We start from the raw sequence: 21,977 nt of genomic DNA, 5'->3' as shown, positions 1-21,977 counted from the left end.
GGTATGTGCTATGCGCCCTCGTGGAGGACCGCTTGGATCAACTCCCGTTGGGAGGGGGTGAGGTGGGGGTCCGTGCAGTGGAGGGTGGTGGCGTCTATGTGGAGTTCGTAGCGGAAGCCGTCGGGGGCCGGGGGGGACGGGTGGGGGGAGGGGGTCAGGGAGGCGCGGGCCAGGGAGTCGAGGTGGGGGGCGTCCGGGCGGCCGGTCGTGTCGAGGACGGCGCGGCGTTCGATGCCGGTGAAGCCGCCGGTCCTGATCACTTCGATGCGCACAACGCCCCCTCGGACTAGGCCTTCTGCGGCTGGCCGGGCTGCTGGCGCGGCAGCCCGGCGGCTCCGGTGGCGGGGGTGGGGGTGACGCCCACCTGCTGCCACGACGAGAGCACCGCCTGGTATTGCGCGCCCTCGCCGTAACGGGCCTTCGCGGCGGCCGCCGTGGCCGCGGCGAAGTCGGCGAACTGCGCGCTGTGGGAGAGGCTTCCCCCGGTGAGCGTGTCGTACCAGATCTGGCCGGCCGTCTCCCAGGCGTTGCCGCCCAGTTCGGCGGCCAGCAGGTAGAACGCGTGGTTGGGGATGCCGGAGTTGAGGTGCACGCCGCCGTCGTCCTGCGAGGTGGTGACGTAGCCGTCCATCGTGGCGGGCTGCGGGTCCTTGCCGAGCCTCGGGTCGTCGTAGGCGGTGCCGGGCGCCTTCATGGAGCGCAGCGCCTCGCCGTGCACGCCGGGCGCGAGCAGGCCGGCGCCGATCAGCCAGTCCGCCTGGTCGGCGCTCTGCCCGAGGGTGAACTGCTTGATCAGGCTGCCGAACACGTCGGAGACCGACTCGTTGAGCGCGCCCGGCTGCCCGAAGTAGTCGAGGTTCGCGCTGTACTGGGTGACGCCGTGCGTCAACTCGTGGCCGATGACGTCCAGCGGGAGGGTGAAGTCGAGGAAGATCTCGCCGTCCCCGTCGCCGAACACCATCTGCTGCCCGTTCCAGAAGGCGTTGTTGTAGCCCTTGAGGTAGTGCACGCTGGCGACCAGCGGCAGCCCCCGGCCGTCGATCGAGTGCCGGGCGTACGCCTTCAGGTACGTCTCGAAGGTCGCGCCGAGCGCGTCATAGGCGCGGCCCACGCTCTCGTCCTTCGTGGCCTTGCCGCCCTCGTCGCGCACCTTGCGGCCGGGCAGCGCGTCCCCGTGCTTCGCGTCGTAGACGGTGCGCTCGGGCTGGTCGGACGGGTTGCCGGCCGGCGCGGCGGGCTGCGCGGCCAGCGCGCGCACCCCGTTCAGACGGCGCCGGGTCCGCTCCCGCGCGTCGGTCTCCAGGGTGCGGCGGGCCGGCTCCGACACCGCCGGGTCCGGCGCCTGCGCGAGCTTGTCCAGGACGTGCGGCGGCACGATCGTGCAAAAGGCATCCATGACAGATGAATGTGGCACGCGTCACATCAACTGTCAGTGATTCCGGCCATGATCCACGTAAATGAGCGAATCGTCAGGATTTTGGTGGACACCGTCATCCGTCTTGCATACTGAGAGGGCGTACGTACTGGCTGCACGATGACGGCGCCCTCGGTTAGGGTCGTCCCATCATGCGTTTCGGGCTGCTTCTCCTTAGCTGCCGCGGCGAGGGCCTGTAGTCGTAGGCCGACCCCCTCCCCGCGGAGTTCTGGCGTGCATCGCCGTCGGCCGTCCCACCGCCGACCTCCCGAGGAGCCAGAGCCCATGACCAGTGAGAACCGCGTATCCGGTGAGAACCGGGTAGGACGCGCCACGCCGATCACCGCCGCGACCGTCGCCCAGCGCCCCAGCGCGATGCCGATCCACAAATACGGCCGGTACGAGCAGGTGGACATCCCCGACCGCACCTGGCCGCAGGCCCGGATCACCAAGGCCCCGCGCTGGCTGTCCACCGACCTGCGGGACGGCAACCAGGCACTGATCGACCCGATGTCGCCGGCCCGCAAGCGCGAGATGTTCGACCTGCTGGTGCGGATGGGCTACAAGGAGATCGAGGTCGGCTTCCCGTCCTCCGGGCAGACCGACTTCGACTTCGTCCGCTCCATCATCGAGCAGGACGCGATCCCCGAGGACGTGACGATCTCCGTCCTGACCCAGGCCCGCGAGGAGCTCATCGAGCGGACGGTGGAGTCGCTGCGCGGCGCCCGCAAGGCCACCGTGCACCTGTACAACGCCACCGCGCCGGTCTTCCGCCGGGTGGTCTTCCGCGGCACCCGCGACCAGGTCAGGCAGATCGCGGTGGACGGTACCCGGCTGGTGATGGAGTACGCCGACAAGATCCTCACCGACGAGACGGTGTTCGGCTACCAGTACAGCCCGGAGATCTTCACCGACACCGAGCTGGACTTCGCGCTGGAGGTCTGCGAGGGCGTGATGGACGTCTGGCAGCCCGAGGAGGGCCGCGAGATCATCCTCAACCTGCCCGCCACCGTCGAGCGTTCCACGCCCTCCACGCACGCCGACCGCTTCGAGTGGATGTCCCGCAACCTGTCCAGGCGCGAGTACGTGTGCCTGTCGGTGCACCCGCACAACGACCGCGGCACCGCCGTCGCCGCCGCCGAGCTGGCGATCATGGCCGGCGCCGACCGGATCGAGGGCTGCCTGTTCGGGCAGGGCGAGCGCACCGGCAACGTGGACCTGGTCACCCTGGGCATGAACCTGTTCAGCCAGGGCGTGGACCCGCAGATCGACTTCTCGGAGATCGACGAGATCCGCCGCACCGCCGAGTACTGCAACCAGATGGAGATCCACCCGCGCCACCCCTACGCGGGCGATCTGGTCTACACGTCCTTCTCGGGCTCCCACCAGGACGCCATCAAGAAGGGCTTCGACGCGATGGCGGCCGAGGCGGCGACGGCCGGCAAGACGGTGGACGAGATCGAGTGGGCGGTGCCGTACCTGCCGATCGACCCGAAGGACGTCGGCCGCTCCTACGAGGCCGTGATCCGGGTCAACTCGCAGTCCGGCAAGGGCGGCGTGGCCTACGTGCTGAAGAACGGGCACAAGCTGGACCTGCCGCGCCGGATGCAGATCGAGTTCTCCAAGATCATCCAGGCCAAGACCGACAGCGAGGGCGGCGAGGTCACGCCGGCGCAGATCTGGTCGGTCTTCCAGGACGAGTACCTGCCGACCACCGACAACGCCTGGGGCCGGATCGCGCTGCGCTCGGCGCCGCAGACCGCCACCGCGGACGACGGCAGCGACGTGCTGACCGTGCAGGCCGTCGTCGACGGTGTGGAGACCGAGCTGACCGGCACCGGGAACGGCCCGATCTCGGCGTTCTTCGACGCGCTGGCCGGCATCGGGATCGACGCCCGGCTGCTGGACTACTCCGAGCACACCATGAGCGAGGGCGCGTCCGCGCGGGCCGCCTCGTACATCGAGTGCGCGATCGACGGCAAGGTGCTGTGGGGGATCGGCATCGACCCCAACACCGTCCGCGCCTCGCTGCAGGCGGTCACCTCGGCGGTCAACCGCGCGGGGCGCTGACCGGGTCACGCACCCGGGTGAATTCCTCGGGCCGCCGCTTGTCCTTCGCACCGGCCGAGCGGCGGCTCCTTACGGTGACGCCATGCTCCAGAACGCGTCCCGCAGCACTCGTGGCCTTCGCGGTACCCGCAGCACCCGCCGTACCCGCGGTGCCCGCCTGGCGACGGTCGCCGCCGTCCTCGCGACGGCGACGGCCGCCGCGGCCCCGGCCGCCCCCGCGGCGGCCCCCGCTCCCGCCCCGCGGCAGCCGTACCACTGCGTCATCACCCTGCACGGCCTGGCGGAGCCCAGCGCCCGCTGCGGAGCCGCCGCGGCGACCAGGGCCGGCCGGGCCGGCACCCTGCTGATGACCGTGTACAAGGACGCCGGCTACAGCGGCGACAGCACCGATGTCCGCGACAGCGCCGGACCCTGCGGCATCGACGGCTACGGCATCCCCGACGTCGGCGAGCTGCTCGGCCGCGGCTGGAACGACAGCATCTCCTCGTTCCGCGTCTTCGGCCGCTGCACGGTGGTGCGGGGCTTCCGGGACAGCGTCTACGGCGGGCCCTCGCACATCTGGACCGGCGATCAGCCGTACGTGGGCGACCAGTGGAACGATCGTATTTCGTCCTTCGTGACCCAACGCTGAAGGTGTCCCTGATCGCGTGACCTGATCCCGGCCGGATGTCGGCCCGGATTCGCCCCCGACACCCCCTTCGAGCAGGGCCGATACCGCTTCCGGCGGCCGGCCGGCGCAAGGCCGTGGTGAATTGCCCCCGTACGCGGTACTGACTCGGCCTCGCTGATGTGGCTAACATCACGGCAGTACGGCACCGTTGCCGGGCGCGTCTTCCTGCGCGTACGAGCCGATGCGGGTACGTACCGGGACGAAGACGGCCGGAGGGTGCAGCGTGATGAAGCTGGGGCTGTGTATCTGGGGTGTGCGAACGGCCTGGCACACCGAGGACGACGGTGAGTTCTACTGCCCCGGCTGCGGCGGCGACCGCGGCTACCAGCGCAGAACCGGCACCCGCAGGCTGACCGTGCTCAACGTGCCGCTGCTCACCCGCGGCCCGGCCGGCACCGTCGTGGAATGCACCGCCTGCCACGAGCAGTTCGGGCCCGAGGCGCTGCTGCGGCCCACCACCACCCGGTTCTCCGCGATGCTGCGGGACGCGGTGCACACGATCGCGCTCGCGGTGCTCACCGCCGGCGGCTCCAGCGGGCGGCCGGCCCGTGACGCGGCCGTCGGCGCGGTGCGCTCCGCCGGTTTCAGCGACTGCACCGAGGACCAACTGCTCGGCCTGCTGGCCGCGATCGTCGCCGACGAGGGCCGCTACACCGGGCCGACGTCCTCGCCGGCGGCCGGTGCCGCGTCCGGCGCGGCCGAGCTGGGCCCGGACTCCTTCGCCGCCGACGACGTGGACGGCTGCGGGAGCTGGCTGTCCATCGAGCTGCACGAGGCTCTGGAACCGCTCGCCGACCACCTCGCCCCGCAGGGCCGCGAGCGGGTGCTGCTCCAGGGCGCGCACATCGCGCTGGCGGACGGGCCGTACCTGCCCGCCGAGCGCGAGGTGCTGGAGGCGGTCGGCCGCTGCCTGTCGCTGAACACCGACGACATCGAGCGGCTGCTGACGGCGGCCGCGGCGACCTCGCACTGAGCGCCAACCCTGGTACTAAAGTGACAAATCACCCTGTGGTCATGGTCTCCGTCACCGCGGGACTACACCGCCGGGAGTAGCGAGTCGTCCCGCAGACCTGCGGAGTATCCCCATGATCGGCCTGCGGCCTGACGCGGCCCGAACGCTCGGACGAAAAGCTGGTTTCCGTGAAACCGGCGAACTTCCGAGGGGAGGCCCCGATGCGGGCCGAGCGAACCGTGACCTCCAGACATCGAGCGCTGCCATGGGCGGTGATCGGCTTCTGGGTGGTGATCCTGGCCGTGTCGGCGCTGTTCGCCGGCAAGCTGGGCGGGGTCAAGCATGACGACGCCGTGGACTACCTCCCGGCCAGCGCCCAGTCCACCCAGGTCGCCAAGATCCAGCAGGCGATGCCGGGCGGCGGCGCCACCGACCTGATCATGGTCTACGACCGGGCCGGCGGCCTCACCGCGGCCGACCGGGCCGCGGTCAAGCAGCAGACCGCGGCCGTGGACGCCGCCTACGACCTGGTCGGCCCCGCGCCCGCCGCCGTCACCGCCAAGGACGGCGGGACGGTGATGGTGCCGGTCTCCATCGCCGAGCGGGACGGCAAGCCGGAGGTCGTCGTCAAGGACGTCCGGGCGATGCTCGCCAAGGACCTGCCCGACGGGCTGCGGGTCCGGCTCGGCGGCACCGGCAGCGCGGACGCCGACGCCAAGGAGGTCTTCGGCAGCATCGACGGCACCCTGCTGCTGTCCACCGGCGCCGTGGTCGCGCTGCTGCTGATCCTCACCTACCGCAGCCCGTTCCTGTGGCTGGTGCCGCTGGCCGCCGTCGGCGTGGCCGCGGGCACCGCGATGGCGATCGTCTACGGCCTGATCAAGGGCTTCGGGCTGACGGTGTCCGACATGAGCTCGTCGGTGATGACGGTACTGATCTTCGGCGCGGGCACCGACTACGCGCTGCTGCTGATCTCCCGCTACCGGGAGGAGTTGCGGCGCTGCCCGGAGCCGTACGACGCGATGCGGGCCGCGCTGCGCAAGGTCGGCCCGGCGGTCCTCACCTCGGCGGCCACGGTGGTGGCCGGGCTGCTGTGCCTGCTGGCCGCCGACCTCAACAGCAGCCGGGGCCTCGGCCCGGTCGGCGCGGTCGGCATCGTCTGCTCGCTGGCCGTGATGACGACGCTGCTGCCGGCGGTGCTGGTGCTGCTCGGCCGCCGGGTGTTCTGGCCGCTGATCCCGGCGCTGGGCAGCCCGTCACGGGTGGGCCGCGGGATGTACCGGCGGATCGGCGCCACGGTGGTGCGCAGGCCGGTGGTGGTGCTGGTCGCCTCGGCCGCCGCGGTCGGCGCGCTCGCGCTGGGCATCGGCAACCTGCCGGGCGCGCTGCGGCAGGACGACACGTTCACCAAGAAGCCCGAGTCGGTCGCCGCCGACCAGGCGCTGCACCGGGCGTTCCCGTCCCGCAGCACCCAGGCGATCACCGTGGTCGTGCCCACGGCCGCGGCCGGCCGCACGGAGAACACCGTCAAGGACACCGCGGGCGTGGTCGGCGTCGATCCCGGCCGCACCGGCCACGGCTGGACGGAGATCTCCGTCTACCCGTCGGCCGCGCCCGACACGGCGGGGGAGCGCGGCACGATCCGCCTGCTGCGCACGGTCACCGCGCCCGACCACGGGCTGGTCGGCGGAGTGAGCGCGCAGCGGATGGACACCGCGAGCACCTCCTCCAGAGACCAGGACCTGGTCATCCCGCTGGTGCTCGGCGCGGTCTTCCTGCTGCTCGCCGCGCTGCTGCGCAGCCTGATAGCGCCGCTGCTGCTGACCGCCGCCATGGTCGCGGTGTGGGCCGCCGCGCTCGGCATCGGCGGGCTGATCTTCGGCCCGGTGCTCGGCCTGCACGGCATGGACCCCGGGCTGCCGCTGCTCAGCTTCGTCTTCCTGGTCGCCCTCGGTGTGGACTACGGGATCTTCCTGATGCACCGGATGCGCGAGGAGGCGGGGCACGGCGCCGACCCGCGCCGGTCGGCGGTCAACGCGCTGGAGTCCACCGGCGGGGTCATCGCGTCCGCCGGGATCGTGCTGGCCGCGACCTTCACGGTGCTGGCCTCGCTGCCGCTGGTGATGATGGTCGAGATGGGGCTGGTGATCGCGCTGGGCGTGCTGCTCGACACCTTCGTGGTGCGGACCTTCCTGGTGCCGGCCGCCACCACCCTGATCGGCAACCGGGTCTGGTGGCCGCGCGACCCCGGCGGAGCCGGCCCGCAGGCGCGGCAGCCTGCCGAGCCCGAACTCGCCCGGCAGCCGGGCTGACCACCCGATGGGAACCCGAACCGCGAGCAGGAGGGCGGCAGCGATGGCGACCGTTGCCGGGCGGACCGAAGGGTCCGCTGCGCGACAAGTCCACGACAACTCGGTGCCCGGCCGGCCGCCGATCACGGAGGATGGAGAGGTGTCCCTCAGCCTCGCACTCCGGCGCGCACCCGTCCTGCCCGCGATCCGTGTCACCCGGGTCTCGCTCACCGACGTGGGCCTGGCGGTGGTGGTGTTCGGGTTCGAGGCCGCGCAGGCGGTGATGCTGCCGGAAGGAGTCGGCAGCCACCGCCCGGACCTGTGGGGCTGGCTGCTGCTGACCGGCAGCGCCCTGGTGCTGGTCTGGCGGCGGCGGGCGCCGATGTGGTGCCTGCTGGGGATGGTCGCCTTCGTGGCGCCCTACCACTACCTGGAGTACATCCAGCCGGCGCCGATCCTGTCCAGCATGGTGGCGCTGTACGCGCTGGCCGTGGCCGGGCCGCCGACCAGGACGTTCCTGGTGGTGCCGACGGTGGTGATCACCATGGCCGGGGTGATGTCCACCATCGGCAAGCCGGACGCCGGCAAGGACATGCTGCAGAGCGGCGGCTGGATCGTGGCGGTCGCGGTGGCCGGCGAGGTGGTGCGGATGCACCGCAACTACGTGGCCGCGATCGTGGAGCGCGCCGAGCGGGCCGAGCGCACCCGCGAGGAGGAGGCCGGCCGCCGGGTCGCGGAGGAGCGGCTGCGGATCGCCCGCGACCTGCACGACCTGCTCGCCCACTCGATCACCCTGATCGGGGTGCAGACCTCGGTCGCCGCGCACATCCTGCTGGCCGACCCCGAGCGCCTCGACCGCACCGCCGTGGCCGCGGCGCTCGACACCATCGGCGACACCTGCCGGGAGGCCCGCGCCGAACTGCGCACCACGCTGCGGGTGCTGCGCGCCGACGGCGACGGGCCGCTGCCCGACCTGGCCGGCATACCGGCGCTGACCAAGGCCGCGGAGGCGGCCGGCGCCCGGGTCGAGCTGACGTTGGACGCCGGCGGCGCCCCGGTGCCGCCGGCGGTCGGCGCGGCCGCCTACCGGATCGTCCAGGAGTCGCTGACCAACGCGGTGCGGCACGCCGGCACGGCCGAGCCGCGGGTACGGGTCAGCGTCTGCCACCGCGACACCGCGCTGGAGCTGCTGATCGAGGACGACGGCGCCAAGGCGGTCAGGGCCCCGGCCGCCGGGCGCCCGGAGGGGTTCGGCATCGTGGGGATGCGCGAGCGGGCCCGCAGCGTCGGTGGCACCCTGGTCGCGGGGCCGCGCGGCGACGGCCGCGGGTTCGCGGTCACCGCCGAGCTGCCGTTCACCGTGGAACACCAGGGGGATCACAGATGACGGGTGCCGAGCCCATCCGGGTGCTGCTCGCCGACGACCAGACGCTGGTCAGGGCCGCGTTCGCGATGCTGGTCGAGTCCGCGAAGGACATGGCGGTGGTCGGCCAGGCCGGCAACGGCGGAGAGGCGCTCCAGCTGGCCCGCAGCGAGCGGGCCGATGTGATCGTGATGGACATCCGGATGCCCGGGATGGACGGCATCGAGGCCACCCGGCGGATCGCGGCGGACGACGACCTGGCCGGCGTCCGGATCCTGGTGCTGTCCACCTATGACGACGACGAGCACGTGGTGGCCGCGCTGCGGGCCGGAGCGTCCGGCTTCATGGTCAAGGACACCAGGCCCGCCGACCTGCTCGACGCGATCCGTACGGTGGCCGCGGGCGACTCGCTGCTGTCGCCGGGACCCACCGCCCGGCTGATCGCCCGGGTGCTGCGGCTGCCGGACCGGCCGCAGGTCAGCGCGCCCGCCCCGGCCAGGCTCGCCGGGCTCTCCGAGCGGGAGCGGCAGGTGCTCACGCTGGTCGCCCGCGGCCTGAACAACGCGGAGACCGGCGAGGCGCTCGGCCTGAGCCCGCTCACCGCCAAGACCCATGTGAGTCGGATCATGGGCAAGCTCGGCGTCCGCGACCGGGCCCAACTGGTGATAGCCGCCTACGAGTCCGGCCTGGTGGCGCCGGGCGCCGACCGCTGAGCGCGGGCCGCGGCAGGCCGTGTACCCGGGCCGGTGGGCCGGTCCGGCTCCGGCCGGGCCCCGGCGTACGCGAGAATGGGCCACATGAGTCTGTTCCGCGACGACGGCATCGTGCTGCGCACCCAGAAGCTGGGTGAGGCGGACCGGATCATCACGCTGCTCACCCGGCGGCACGGCCGGGTCAGGGCGGTGGCCAGGGGAGTGCGCAGGACGAAGTCGAAGTTCGGCGCGCGCTTCGAGCCGTTCAGCCATGTCGACGTGCAGTTCTTCGTCCGCGGCGGGGAACTGGTCGGCCGCGGGCTGCCGCTGTGCACCCAGGGCGAGACGATCGCGCCCTACGGCGGCCCGATCGTCGCCGACTACGACCGCTACACCGCCGGCACCGCGATGCTGGAGACCGCCGAGCGGTTCACCGACCACGAGGGGGAGCCCGCCGTCCAGCAGTACCTGCTGCTGGTGGGCGCGCTGCGTACGCTGGCGGGCGGCGAGCACGACCCGCGGCTGGTGCTCGACGCGTTCCTGCTGCGCTCGCTCGCGGTCAACGGCTACGCGCCGAGCTTCGACGACTGCGCGAAGTGCGGGATGCCCGGGCCGAACCGGTTCTTCTCGGTCGGCGCGGGCGGTGTGGTCTGCGCCGACTGCCGGGTGCCGGGAAGCGTCGTACCCTCGCGGGAGTCGCTGGCGCTGCTCGGCGCGCTGCTCGGCGGCGACTGGGAGACCGCGGACGCCTGCGAGTCGCGGCACTGCCGGGAGGGCAGCGGCCTGGTCGCGGCCTACCTCCAGTGGCACCTGGAGCGTGGGCTGCGCTCGCTGCGGTTCGTCGAGCGGCAGCAGGAGAAGCAGCAGGAGAAGCAGGCAGAGCACGCGGCCGACCTGTGAGATGCGGGCACCGAGCGGTTCGGCCCTGAGTTCCGAGGTTCTGAGGAGAAGTACGAGCATGGCACGTCACGGGATTCTGGCCCGTTCGCGGAAGACGTACCGGACACCGGACCCGCACCCCTCGGGCGCGCGGCCTCCGAAGATCCCCAGCGAGCTGGTGCCCAAGCACGTCGCTGTGGTGATGGACGGCAACGGCCGCTGGGCCAAGGAGCGCGGGCTGCCGCGCACCGAGGGGCACAAGGTGGGCGAGGGAGTCGTCCTGGACGTGCTCAAGGGCTGCCTGGAGATCGGCGTCAAGAACCTGTCGCTCTACGCCTTCTCGACGGAGAACTGGAAGCGGTCGCCGGACGAGGTGCGCTTCCTGATGAACTTCAACCGGGACGTGATCAGGCGGCGCCGGGACGAGATGAACGAGCTCGGCATCAGGATCCGCTGGGTCGGCCGGATGCCGAAGATGTGGAAGTCGGTGGTCCAGGAGCTCCAGGTGGCGCAGGAGAAGACCGTCGACAACGACGCGATGACCCTGTACTTCTGCGTCAACTACGGCGGCCGGGCCGAGATCGCCGACGCGGCGCAGGCGCTCGCCAAGGACGTGGCGGCGGGGCGGCTGGACCCGTCGAAGGTCAACGAGAAGACGTTCGCGAAGTACCTGTACTACCCCGACATGCCCGACGTGGACGTCTTCCTGCGCCCGAGCGGCGAGCAGCGCACGTCGAACTACCTGATCTGGCAGAGCAGTTACGCGGAGATGGTTTTCCAGGACGTCCTGTGGCCGGATTTCGACCGCCGCGACCTGTGGCGGGCCTGCCTGGAATACGCCCACCGCGACCGCCGCTTCGGCTCCGCGCCTCCCGAGCCGCCGAGCCACTAGTTCCCCCGGCGGGGGGTGCGCCCCGTCAGGGGCGCGGGGAACGGCGCGCTCAGCCGGAGCGTGCCCGCAGGCGGCCGACCGCCTAGCCACGTCCGGCAGTTGCCGGACGCCCGGCCGGTGGGGGCTTGTCGCGCAGTTCCCCGCGCCCCTGGTGATGCCGGGACACCTCGCCTGCTCGCGCCGGGGCGCGAAACCTGCCGGGGCGCGACACCTGCGTAGGGGTGAAGGGAAGCCGGGGCAGTGGGGTTACCGCGCCGGAGGCGGGGGAGCACAGTCCGCGCAGGTGCCGAAGATCTCCATCGTGTGGGCCACGTCCACGAAACCGTGCTCGGAGGCCACCGCCTCCGCCCACTTCTCGACGGCGGGGCCCTCCACCTCGACCGCCTTGCCGCACACGCGGCAGACGAGATGGTGGTGGTGGCCGCCGCCCGAGCAGCGGCGGTAGACCGACTCCCCGTCACCCGTGCGGAGCACATCGATCTCGCCGGCCACCGCGAGCGACTGGAGCGTGCGGTAGACCGTCGTCAGCCCCACCGAGTCGCCCCGGTGCTTGAGCAGGTCGTACAGGTCCTGCGCGCTGCGGAATTCCTCGACCTCTTCCAGAGCGGCCGACACGGCCGCCCGCTGCCGGGTCGAACGGCCGCGCACGGGGTGATTGGCGGTGCTCACCGGTGCCTCCTTCTCGGTCGATACGCCGGACGGCCCCCATTGTGCCAGTCCGGGCCCTCCCGGCGCCGCGAACCGGCTGCTGCCGCAGCTCACCGGGCCGGCACCGCCTCGGCGGCCGGCTGCACCGGAAGCTCCACCTCGGAGGCGGCGGCGGCCGCCGCCCGCCGGGCCCGTTTCGCCGCCAGCGGCGCCGCGAGCGCCGCGAACAGCAGGAAGACCGCCATCGAGGCGAGCACGATGCTCGACCCGGGCGGCACGTCCACGTAGTACGAGAACACCGTGCCGGACAGCGACACCACCACCCCGATGGCCACCGACACCGCCAGCGTCCACGCGAAGCCCCTGGTGACCTGCTGGGCCGCGGCCACCGGGATCACCATCAGCGCGCTGACCAGCAGCAGCCCCACCGCCCGCATCGCCACCGTGACGGTGACGGCCGCGGTCACCGCGAGCAGCAGGTTCAGCGCCCGTACCGGCAGCCCGCTGACCCGGGCGAACTCCTCGTCCTGGCAGACCGCGAACAGCTGCCGGCGCAGCCCGAGCACGACCAGCAGGACGAAGACCGCGAGCCCCACCATCGGCGGGATGTCCTGCGGCGAGACCGTGCTGATCGAGCCGAACAGGTACGAGGTCAGGTTGGCGTTGGAGCCGTTCGGCGCCAGGTAGATGATCATCACGCCGCCGGCCATGCCGCCGTAGAACAGCATGGCGAGCGCGATGTCGCCGCGCGCCCGCCCGTAGGAGCGGATCAGCTCCATGCCGATCGCGCCCGCCGCCGAGACCGCGACCGCCATCCACACCGGGCTGACCTGGAGCAGGAAGCCGAGCGCGACCCCGGTCAGTGCCACGTGCCCGATGCCGTCGCCCATGATCGCCTGCCGGCGCTGCACCAGGAAGATGCCGACCGCCGGCGCGGTGACGCCGACCAGCAGTGCGGCCAGCAGCGCCCGCTGCATGAAGGCGTAGTCGAGGATGTCCATCAGCTCACCGGCCCCGTTCCCGACGTCCCGGCAGCCGCCCCGTACGGCGCCACCGGAGGTTCCACCGCGTGCGGGTGGACGTGGTCGTGTGCGACCGGCAGATCCCCGGACGGCGGCGCGCTCTCGTGCACCACCCGGCCGTCCCGCAGCACCACCGCCCGGTCGATCAGCGGTTCCAGCGGCCCGAGTTCGTGCAGTACCAGCAGCACCGTGCCGCCCGCCGCGACCTGCCCGCGCAAGGTCTCGGCCAGGATCCGCCGGCTGGCCAGGTCGACGCCCGCCATCGGCTCGTCCATGATCAGCAGCTCCGGCTCGCCGGCCAGCGCGCGGGCGATCAGCACCCGCTGGTGCTGGCCGCCGGACAGGGCGTCCACCGAGTCGCCGGCCCGGTCGGCCATCCCGACCAGGTCGAGCGCGTGCCGCACGGCCGCCCGGTCGGCCCGCCGCGGCAGCCGCAGCCCGGTCCGCGCCAGCCGCCCGGACGACACCACCTCACGTACGGTCGCCGGCACCCCGCCGGCCGCCGTGGTGCGCTGCGGCACGTAGCCGATCCGCGCCCAGTCCTTGAACCGGGCGCCGGGCGTGCCGAACAGCTCCCACCGGCCGGCCGACAGCCGCACCTGGCCGACCGCCGTACGGACCGCCGTCGACTTGCCCGAGCCGTTCGCGCCGAGCAGCGCGACCACCTCGCCGCGCCGGACGGTGAGGTCGATGCCGTGCAGCACCGGACGGGAGCCCAGCGAGACGGTGGCGCCGCGCAGGCTCACCAGCGCCTCGGCCGTGCCGTTCGCCGCGGCCGTCCCGTTTGCCTCGGCCGTCCCGTTCTCCATGGCGGGGGCGCTCATCGCGGCACCCCCAGCGCGGTCCGGAGCGCGGCGAGGTTGGCCTGCTGCACCTGGAAGTAGTCGGTGCCCTTGGACTTGTCGGTGATGCCCTCGATCGGATCGAGCACGTCCGTCCGCAGGTGCAGGTCGCCGGCCACCGTCTTGGCCGTCTTGTCGCTGACCAGCGTCTCGAAGAACACCGTGGTCACCCCCTTGCTCCGGGCCAGGTCCTGCAGCGACCTCATCCGGGCCGCGCTGGGCTCGCTCTCCGGGTCGATGCCGTTGATCGCCTCCTCGACCAGCCCGTACCGCTCGGCGAGATAGCCGAAGGCGGCGTGCGTGGTGATGAAGGTGTCACTCGTACGGCCGCGCAGGCCGTCCCTGAAGCGCGCGTCCAGGTCGTTCAGCCGGCCGACCAGCGTGTCGGTGTTGCGGCGGAAGGCGGCGGCGTGCGCCGGGTCGGCCGCTTCGAGTGCCTTGCCGACGCCCTTGGCGACCTGCGCGTAGCGCACCGGGTCGAGCCAGATGTGCGGGTCGGCGCCGGCGTCGTCGCCCCCTCCGCCGCTGCCGTTGCTGCCGGTGGTGTGGTGCCGGCCGTCGACCTCGGTGCCGTGGTCCTCCGTCGTGGCCAGCTTCGCCGCGTCCACCTGGTGCTTGACGCCGGCCTGCTTGATCGCGTCGTCCACGGCGGGTTGCAGGCCGTGCAGCGAGACCACCACGTCGGCCCTGCTGAGCGCGGCTATCTGGCGGGGCGCGAGCTCCAGGTCGTGCGGTTCCACGCCGGGCTTGGTGAGGTCGGTGACCGCCACCTGGGCGCCGCCGATCCGGGTGACCAGGAACTCCAGCGGATAGAACGACGCGGTGACCTTCAGCCGCCCGCTGCCCTTGCCGTCGGCCGGGTCGGCGCCCGAGGCCGTGCCCGAGCAGCCGGTCAGCGCCAGCAGCCCGAGCACCGCGGCTCCGGCGACGGCCGCGGTGACCGCGGTGACCGCCGCGCGGCCCGCCGCGGCGGGAATCGGACGGCGGCGGACGCGGCCGGGGCGACTTCTGTTCATGACAGTCATTTTCATCTGAAGTGGAAACGATTGTCAATTCTGCCGCTGGTGCCTTCCAGCGCGAGAACGGATTTGATATGCGGACCGCACCCGCCGGTAATCTGGGTGGACTGACCCCCTCGTCGTACTGAAGAGAGCACCGTGGCCGCCGACAAGATCGACACCATCGTCAGCCTGAGCAAGCGCCGTGGCTTCGTTTTCCCGAGCAGCGAGATCTACGGCGGTTCGCGTGCCGCCTGGGACTACGGACCGCTGGGCGTGGAGCTCAAGGAGAACATCAAGCGCCAGTGGTGGCGGGCGATGGTGACCTCCCGTGAGGACGTGGTGGGACTCGACTCGTCGGTGATCCTCGCCCCCGAGGTGTGGGTCGCCTCGGGCCACGTCGCCACCTTCTCCGACCCGCTCACCGAGTGCACCTCCTGTCACAAGCGCTACCGCGCCGACCACCTGGAGGAGGCGTACGAGGCCAAGCACGGCCGGCCGCCGGCCAACGGCCTGGCCGACATCAACTGCCCGCACTGCGGCACCAAGGGCGCCTTCACCGAGCCCAAGCAGTTCTCCGGCATGCTGCAGACCCACCTCGGCCCGACCCAGGACGCCGGCTCGGCGGCGTACCTGCGCCCGGAGACCGCGCAGGGCATCTTCATCAACTTCGCCCAGGTGCAGACCACCGCGCGGCGCAAGCCGCCGTTCGGCATCGCCCAGACGGGCAAGTCGTTCCGCAACGAGATCACACCCGGCAACTTCATCTTCCGCACCCGCGAGTTCGAGCAGATGGAGATGGAGTTCTTCGTCAAGCCCGGCGAGGACGAGAAGTGGCACGAGTACTGGATGCAGGAGCGCTGGAACTGGTACACCGGCCTCGGCCTGCGTGAGGAGAACATGCGCTGGCTTGAGCACCCCAAGGAGAAGCGCTCGCACTACTCGACCCGCACCGTCGACATCGAGTACCGCTTCAACTTCGGCGGCCAGGAGTTCAGCGAGCTGGAGGGCATCGCCAACCGCACGGACTACGACCTGTCCTCGCACTCCAAGGCCTCCGGCCAGGACCTGTCGTACTTCGACCAGGAGGCCGGCGAGCGCTGGTTCCCCTACGTGATCGAGCCCGCGGCGGGCGTCAACCGGGCGATGCTGGCGTTCATGCTCGACGCGTATGTCGAGGACGAGGCGCCCAACGCCAAGGGCGTCATGGAGAAGCGCACCGTGATGCGGCTCGACCCGAGGCTGGCCCCGGTCAAGGTGGCGGTGCTGCCGCTGTCCCGCAACCCGCAGCTGTCGCCGAAGGCGAAGGGCCTGGCCACCGCGCTGCGGCAGAACTGGAACATCGAGTTCGACGACGCGGGCGCGATCGGCCGCCGCTACCGGCGGCAGGACGAGATCGGCACGCCGTTCTGCGTCACGGTCGACTTCGACACCCTTGAGGACAACGCGGTGACGGTCCGCGAGCGGGACACGATGAAGCAGGAGCGGGTGTCGCTGGACCAGGTCGAGGGCTACCTCGGCAGCCGGCTGCTGGGCTGCTGACCCCGGCCCCACCCGTACGCACGGCAAGCGCGCCGGGCGGCCCGGAACACCATCCGGGCCGTCCCGCGGCCGACGGCTCCCGGGCCGCCGGCCGGGCACCCGTCACAACCGGTCCCCGCGAGGCACCGTCACAGCCGGTCCCGCCGAAGCCCCCGTCACAGCCAGTCGCGGCGCACCGCCTCCATGCCGATCTGGAACCGGGTCCGCGCCCCCACCTGCTGCATGAGCTCGTGGATGTGCCGTTGCACGGTGCGGATGCTCCAGCCGAAGGTGCGGGCGATCACCGCGTCGGTCGCGCCGCTGGCGAGCAGACCGAGTAACTGCCGGTCGAGCGGGTTCATCGACGCCTGGCTCTCGGCGGTTCCCTGCCTGCTGAGCGGCACCGAGCGGTCCCAGACCGCTTCGAAGAGCGCCGTGATCATGTCCAGGAGCGACGACGGGCGGATCAGGTAGGCCACGCCGCTGTGGTAGTCGGCGGGCGAGCTCATGATCGCCATGCTGTCGTCGCACAGCACGAGCTTGGTCGGCAGCGAGGTGCCGACCCGGGCCCGTTCCCCGCTGCGTATCCCCTCCCAGATGTTCTCCAGCCGGCCGGGAATGGCCACCGACTCCTGGTCGTAGACGACCCGGTAGCCGACGGTGCCGGCCGAAAGGAAGCGCCGCTCCTCCAGGTTGGGGCCCTCGTCGCCGTGCTCCCCGATCGCGACGAAGTACGGCGGCTTGTCGAACGCCCGGACCTCGCGCTGCGCGCAGCGCTGCACCCGGACGAAGGTCCGCCAGATCTTCGGGGCGCCCTTGACCACCTCGATGTGCTCGGCCGGGTGCTGCCCGGCCGTCTCGGCCTGAAAAGCCTCGTCCAGCTTGTTCAAGTGCTGCTGGAGCTGCCGCAGTTCGTGCTCGCGCCTGGCGATCAGCACCGAGCCGGCCAGTGACGGCTCCAGCGCCGAGTACTGCGCGGGACGGCCGGGCATCCGGGTCACCAGGCCGCGCTGGATCAGGTTCGTCAGCGCCCGAGTCGTCCTGGATGTCGTGAAGTTGACCCGGCCTGACAGGACGTCGGCACTGCAGTGTCCCAGCGGTATGAGCGCCTCGTACACACGTGCCTCGGTTTCCGGTATACCGACGGTTTCCCACATGAAAACTCCCTGGCATTTTTACGACAGCTGTCGTGTACCCGAAGTCATAGGGCACTTGTGAGTGCTGGCACTACTACGCCAGCGTCTTACCACAGGCCGCGGGCCACCCCGACCCGGCGAGCCTGTCTGGGGAGAAATCGATGAAGAACACCGCACTGCGCAGACTCATCACCCTGCTGGTCAACGGAGTCGTCCTCTCGGTCCTGTCCCTCTCCGTCGCGGGTACCGCCCGGGCGGCACCGCCGCAGCCCGCGTCCCCCACCACACCGCACACCGTCACGTCCACGACCCCGAAGGCCAAGACCCCGACATCCAAGGCCAAGACCCCGGCCGCGAAACCCAAGTCGCCCACCACGAAGGGCTCGCAGGCTCCCGGCGCCGCGCCGGCCTGCCAGCCGTCCGACCCGGGCAGGTACACCTGCTTCGCGCTCAAGCGCACCGACGTCGTGGAGGCCAAGGCGCTGACGCCGGGCGCGACTCCGGCCGGATACGGGCCCGGTGACATCCAGTCCGCCTACGACCTGCCGGCCGCCACCTCGGCGCCGACCGTCGCGGTCGTCGACGCCTACGACGACCCCAACGCCGAGTCCGACCTCGCCGTCTACCGCGCCCAGTACGGGCTGCCGGACTGCACCACGGCGAACGGCTGCTTCCGCAAGGTGGCCCAGGACGGCAGCACCACCTACCCGCAGCCGCCGCCGCCCGGCGACGACTGGGTCGGTGAGACCTCGCTCGACCTCGACGCGGTGTCAGCTGCCTGCCCGGCCTGCCACATCATGCTGGTCGAGGCGAACGACGACATCATCGCCGCCCAGAGCCTGCCCACCTCCGTCGAGACCGCCCGCACGCTGGGCGCGAAGTACATCTCGATGAGCTGGGGCAGCGGCGAGGACGGCACCGAGAACAGCCAGGACGAGCAGGTCTTCGACCACCCCGGTGTCGTCTACGCCGCCTCCAGCGGTGACAACGCCTACGCGGCCGGCGTGATCTACCCGTCCACGTCGAAGTACGTGGTCTCCGTCGGCGGCACCTCGCTGAACAAGGCACCGGGCACCAGCCGCGGCTGGACGGAGTCGGCGTGGAGCTACGGCGGCAGCGGCTGCTCGCAGGACGTCACCAAGCCGGCCTGGCAGAGCGGCATCACGGCCTGCGCCACCCGCGCCGCCACCGACATATCCGCCGACGCCGACCTCGACACCGGCCTCGCGGTCTACGACACCTACGGCGAGCACGGCGGCGGCTGGGGTGTCGTTGGCGGCACCAGCCTGTCCGCCCCGCTGGTCACCTCGATGTACGCGCTGGCCGGTACCCCCGTCGCGGGCACCGACCCGGCGTCCTACCCGTACGACGACCCGGCCCGGGCGAGCGACCTGAACGACATCACCTCGGGCGCCAACGGCTCGTGCACCCCGGCCGAGCTGTGCCACGCCGGCCCCGGCTGGGACGCCCCGACCGGCCTCGGCACGCCGAACGGCGTGGGCGCGCTGACCACCGGCCCGCACGGTGACATCAAGGGCAAGGTGACCGCCGCCGGCACCGGCAAGCCGGTCGCCGGGGTCAAGGTGACCGCCCAGGACGGCGGCCGCACCGCCGTCACCGCCGCCGACGGCGGCTACGACCTGGTGCTGACGCCCGGCAGCTACGCCCTGACCACCACCAAGTACGGCTACCAGGACAAGAGCGCCACCGGGATCGCCGTCACCGCCGACACCACCGTGACCGAGGACTTCGCGCTGACCGCGCTGCCGCTGCACACCGTCTCCGGCACCGTCAGCGACGGGTCCGGCCACGGCTGGGCGATGCGGGCGAAGATCACCGTCGACGGCTACCCGAACGGCCCGGTCTACTCCGACCCGTACACCGGCCACTACTCCGTGAGCCTGCCCGCGGACGCCGACTACCAGCTGCACATCGCCTCCGCCGACCTGACCGGCTACACCGACCAGGACGCCACCGTGTCGCTGGCCGGCTCCGACGTGACGCGGAACGTCGCGCTCAAGGTGGACACGAGCACCTGCACCGCGCCCGGCTACGCCTACCAGCAGGAGGGCACCACCGAGGCGTTCACCAACTGGTCCGGCAAGGACGCGCAGGACGGCTGGACCATCACCGACGCCGTCGGGAACGGCCAGACCTGGGACTTCGACAACCCCGGCAGCTGGCTGACACCCCCCGGCGGTGACGAGTTCTTCGCCAACGTCAACTCCGAGAACTACGGCGAGGGCGGCGAGCAGGACACCTCGCTGGTCTCCCCGGCGGTCGACCTGACCGGCAAGGACAACCCCGAGATCGGCTTCGACACCGAGTACATCTCCTTCCCCGACGGCTCGCACGCCAACGTCGACCTCAGCCTGGACGGCGGCACGACCTGGTCCACCGTCTGGAATCCCGCGGGCGGCGTCATCAAGCACGTCGACCTCCCGATCCCGCAGGCCGCCGGCGAGTCCGACGTGCGGGTGCGCTTCCACTACACCGGCAGCTGGAGCCGCAGCTGGAACCTCGACAACGTGCTCGTCGGCACCCGTACCTGCGCCCCGCAGACCGGCGCCCTGGTGGCCGGCACCGTGACCGACGCCAACACCGGCGCTCCGCTGATCGGCGCCGAGGTCACCAGCGACACCAGCGCGACGGAGTCGGGCGCGACGACCGCCACCCCGGACGACACCGGCCTGGGCGACGGCTACTACTGGCTGTTCAGCTCGCACACCGGCAGCACCGGGTTCTCCGCCACCGACGGCCGGTACACAGCGGCCAAGGCGACCGTCAAGGTGCCCGCCGACTCCGTCACCCGCAAGAACTTCAAGCTCGACGCGGGCCGTGTCACCGTCGCCCAGCAGAGCGTCTCGACGAGCCAGGTGCTCGGCGCGGCCAAGTCCAAGACCGTGACCTTCGGCAACGACGGCACCGCCCCGGTGCACGTCAGCCTCAGTGAGGAGGACGCGGGGTTCGGCGCCATGGGCACCACGGCCGGGGCCGCCGACGCCTCGGGCGCGCCGGTCATGGTGACCAGGGCCGCGACCAGCACCGCCGCACCCCGCGCGACCGCGACGCCCAAGGACGGCCCGGTGCTCCGCCCGGCGACCGCCCCGGCGGCCGGCCCGTGGACCGGCACCGCCGACTACCCGGAGCCCGTACAGGACGCCGTGGTCGCCGAGCACGGCGGGAAGATCTACGTGGCCGGCGGCTTCGACGGCAACTACTCGCTCCAGGACGCCAACGTCTACGACCCGGCCACCCAGGCGTGGAGCCCGATCGCCAGGATGCCCGAGCGGCTGGAGGCGTCCTCCGCGGGATTCATCGGCGACACGCTCTACGTCGCCGGCGGCTTCGACGACTACAGCCAGGCCAGCACGCACGTCTACGCCTACCACCCCGACACCGACACCTGGGCGCGGATGGCCGACCTGCCGTCCGGCGCCGCGGGGGCCGGCAGCGCGGTGGCCGACGGCAAGCTCTACGTCATCGGCGGCTGCACCGACGGCGTCACCTGCAGCTCCACCTCCGCCGTCGCCGGCTACGACCCGGGAAGCAACTCCTGGACCGCGGCCCCCGACTACCCGACCCCGGTCGCCTTCGTGGCCTGCGGCGGCGTCGACGCGGCCGTGGTGTGCGCGGGCGGCTCCGGCAGCACCACGCTGACCAGCACCTACTCCTACAGCCCCGGAGGCAGCGACTGGACGAGGAAGGCCGACCTGCCCGTGGACGCCTACGGAGCCGCGTCCGCCACCGCCAACGGCAAGCTGGAGGTCCTGGGCGGCGCCATCGACAACGGCACCGACGTGACCAACCAGGGCTTCGCCTACGACCCGGACAACGACACCTGGTCGCCGCTGCCCAACTCCAACAGCGCCGGCTACCGCGGGGGCGCGGCCTGCGGCATCTACAAGGTGGGCGGCGACGGCCCGGCCGGCGTCAGCCCGGTGGTCGAGCACCTTCCCGGGTACGACCAGTGCGGCGGTGACGTGGGCTGGATGTCGGAGAGCGGCACGGAGTTCGACGTGGCCCCCGGCCAGACCGTCACCGTGCAGGTCACCGCGGACTCCGCGACCGTCTCGCAGCCCGGCACGTTCAGCGGTGAACTGGTCGTCGGCACCGACTCGCCGTACGGCAGCGCCCAGCCGGTCGCGGTGACGATGAACGTCACCCCGCCCAAGACCTGGGGCAAGGTCACCGGAACGGTCTCCGACACCTCGGGCGCGCCCGTCGCCGGTGCCACCGTGGCGATCTGCACCATGTACGCGGCCGGCACCGGGACGTGCGGCCCGACCACGTACACCCTGAAGACCGACGGCCACGGCGCCTACCAGCTGTGGCTGAACAAGGGGTTCGACCCGCTCCAGATCATCGCCGCGGAGGACGGCTACACCCCGCTGATGAAGATCGCCCGCATCCAGAAGGGAGCGACGACGACGGTGAACTTCGCCCTGGCCGAGAACGGTGCCTACACCGTGGCCAAGACGCAGGACTACCTGACCGCGCACATGCACAGCGCCAGGTGACGCCGGCGGCGGCGCCGCGACCGGGTGTCCACCACCCGGCGCGGCGCCGCCGGCCGTGCTCAGCAGG

At 71.9% G+C, this 21,977-nt stretch carries 17 protein-coding genes; 10 read left to right on the top strand and 7 right to left on the bottom strand.

Translation table 11 applies throughout. The features are described from left to right. Positions 1 to 8: 8 nt before the first annotated feature. Complete coding sequence (locus ACQPW6_RS10185) at positions 9 to 272, bottom strand: protealysin inhibitor emfourin (RefSeq protein ID WP_433889246.1); 264 nt, start codon at positions 270 to 272, stop codon at positions 9 to 11. Positions 273 to 286: 14 nt separating this feature from the next. Further along, positions 287 to 1,396, bottom strand: coding sequence for a M4 family metallopeptidase (locus tag ACQPW6_RS10180; protein WP_433889245.1), 1,110 nt, complete (start codon positions 1,394 to 1,396; stop codon positions 287 to 289). Positions 1,397 to 1,699: 303 nt separating this feature from the next. Between ACQPW6_RS10180 and leuA the strand changes: the two genes are divergently transcribed. From leuA to ACQPW6_RS10140, 8 genes are all read left to right on the top strand, one after another. Next, entirely contained in the window at positions 1,700 to 3,484 is a 1,785-nt protein-coding gene (gene leuA, locus ACQPW6_RS10175) for a 2-isopropylmalate synthase (RefSeq protein WP_433889244.1), read from the top strand. 82 nt (positions 3,485 to 3,566) lie between these two features. Further along, a complete protein-coding gene (locus ACQPW6_RS10170; RefSeq protein ID WP_433889243.1) occupies positions 3,567 to 4,115 on the top strand; it encodes a hypothetical protein in 549 nt (182 codons plus the stop codon). Positions 4,116 to 4,380: 265 nt separating this feature from the next. Continuing rightward, the gene (locus ACQPW6_RS10165) at positions 4,381 to 5,127 is read left to right on the top strand and encodes a TerB family tellurite resistance protein (protein WP_433889242.1); all 747 of its coding nucleotides are present in this window, start codon (positions 4,381 to 4,383) and stop codon (positions 5,125 to 5,127) included. A 200-nt stretch (positions 5,128 to 5,327) separates the two neighbouring features. Then, on the top strand, positions 5,328 to 7,418 hold the full coding sequence (locus ACQPW6_RS10160; RefSeq protein ID WP_433889241.1) for an MMPL family transporter: 2,091 nt from the start codon (positions 5,328 to 5,330) through the stop codon (positions 7,416 to 7,418). A 139-nt stretch (positions 7,419 to 7,557) separates the two neighbouring features. Further along, positions 7,558 to 8,784: a sensor histidine kinase gene (locus ACQPW6_RS10155; RefSeq protein ID WP_433889240.1), complete on the top strand. Its 1,227-nt coding sequence runs from the start codon at positions 7,558 to 7,560 to the stop codon at positions 8,782 to 8,784. Further along, positions 8,781 to 9,473, top strand: a complete 693-nt coding sequence (locus ACQPW6_RS10150) for a response regulator (protein WP_433889239.1) — start codon at positions 8,781 to 8,783, stop codon at positions 9,471 to 9,473. The genes ACQPW6_RS10155 and ACQPW6_RS10150 overlap by 4 nt, the downstream gene beginning before the upstream one ends. An 84-nt stretch (positions 9,474 to 9,557) precedes the next feature. After that, positions 9,558 to 10,352, top strand: coding sequence for a DNA repair protein RecO (recO, locus tag ACQPW6_RS10145; RefSeq protein ID WP_433889238.1), 795 nt, complete (start codon positions 9,558 to 9,560; stop codon positions 10,350 to 10,352). Positions 10,353 to 10,410: 58 nt separating this feature from the next. Further along, positions 10,411 to 11,223 carry an isoprenyl transferase gene (locus ACQPW6_RS10140; RefSeq protein WP_433889237.1) on the top strand — a complete coding sequence of 271 codons (813 nt, stop codon included), beginning with the start codon at positions 10,411 to 10,413 and terminating at the stop codon, positions 11,221 to 11,223. 246 nt (positions 11,224 to 11,469) lie between these two features. Here ACQPW6_RS10140 and ACQPW6_RS10135 read toward each other — a convergent pair whose 3' ends face one another. From ACQPW6_RS10135 to ACQPW6_RS10120, 4 genes are all read right to left on the bottom strand, one after another. After that, entirely contained in the window at positions 11,470 to 11,892 is a 423-nt protein-coding gene (locus ACQPW6_RS10135) for a Fur family transcriptional regulator (protein ID WP_433889236.1), read from the bottom strand. An 89-nt stretch (positions 11,893 to 11,981) separates the two neighbouring features. Further along, the gene (locus ACQPW6_RS10130; protein ID WP_433889235.1) at positions 11,982 to 12,872 is read right to left on the bottom strand and encodes a metal ABC transporter permease; all 891 of its coding nucleotides are present in this window, start codon (positions 12,870 to 12,872) and stop codon (positions 11,982 to 11,984) included. Then, complete coding sequence (locus ACQPW6_RS10125) at positions 12,872 to 13,702, bottom strand: metal ABC transporter ATP-binding protein (RefSeq protein WP_433894483.1); 831 nt, start codon at positions 13,700 to 13,702, stop codon at positions 12,872 to 12,874. The genes ACQPW6_RS10130 and ACQPW6_RS10125 overlap by 1 nt, the downstream gene beginning before the upstream one ends. An 11-nt stretch (positions 13,703 to 13,713) precedes the next feature. Next, positions 13,714 to 14,751: a metal ABC transporter substrate-binding protein gene (locus ACQPW6_RS10120; protein ID WP_433889234.1), complete on the bottom strand. Its 1,038-nt coding sequence runs from the start codon at positions 14,749 to 14,751 to the stop codon at positions 13,714 to 13,716. 141 nt (positions 14,752 to 14,892) lie between these two features. Here ACQPW6_RS10120 and ACQPW6_RS10115 point away from each other — a divergent pair, with 141 nt between their 5' ends. After that, positions 14,893 to 16,275: a glycine--tRNA ligase gene (locus tag ACQPW6_RS10115; protein ID WP_433889233.1), complete on the top strand. Its 1,383-nt coding sequence runs from the start codon at positions 14,893 to 14,895 to the stop codon at positions 16,273 to 16,275. Positions 16,276 to 16,430: 155 nt separating this feature from the next. Here the strand turns inward: ACQPW6_RS10115 and ACQPW6_RS10110 are convergent, their stop codons facing one another. Then, complete coding sequence (locus tag ACQPW6_RS10110) at positions 16,431 to 17,411, bottom strand: helix-turn-helix domain-containing protein (protein WP_433889232.1); 981 nt, start codon at positions 17,409 to 17,411, stop codon at positions 16,431 to 16,433. Positions 17,412 to 17,551: 140 nt separating this feature from the next. Between ACQPW6_RS10110 and ACQPW6_RS10105 the strand changes: the two genes are divergently transcribed. Further along, on the top strand, positions 17,552 to 21,910 hold the full coding sequence (locus ACQPW6_RS10105; protein WP_433889231.1) for a carboxypeptidase regulatory-like domain-containing protein: 4,359 nt from the start codon (positions 17,552 to 17,554) through the stop codon (positions 21,908 to 21,910). Positions 21,911 to 21,977 lie beyond the last annotated feature (67 nt).

This window comes from Streptomyces sp. CA-111067 (assembly GCF_050956065.1).
In the GTDB taxonomy this organism is placed as follows: domain Bacteria; phylum Actinomycetota; class Actinomycetes; order Streptomycetales; family Streptomycetaceae; genus Actinacidiphila.
Note: the sequence above shows the minus strand (reverse complement) of the source record. Positions and strands in the feature narration are given on the sequence as shown.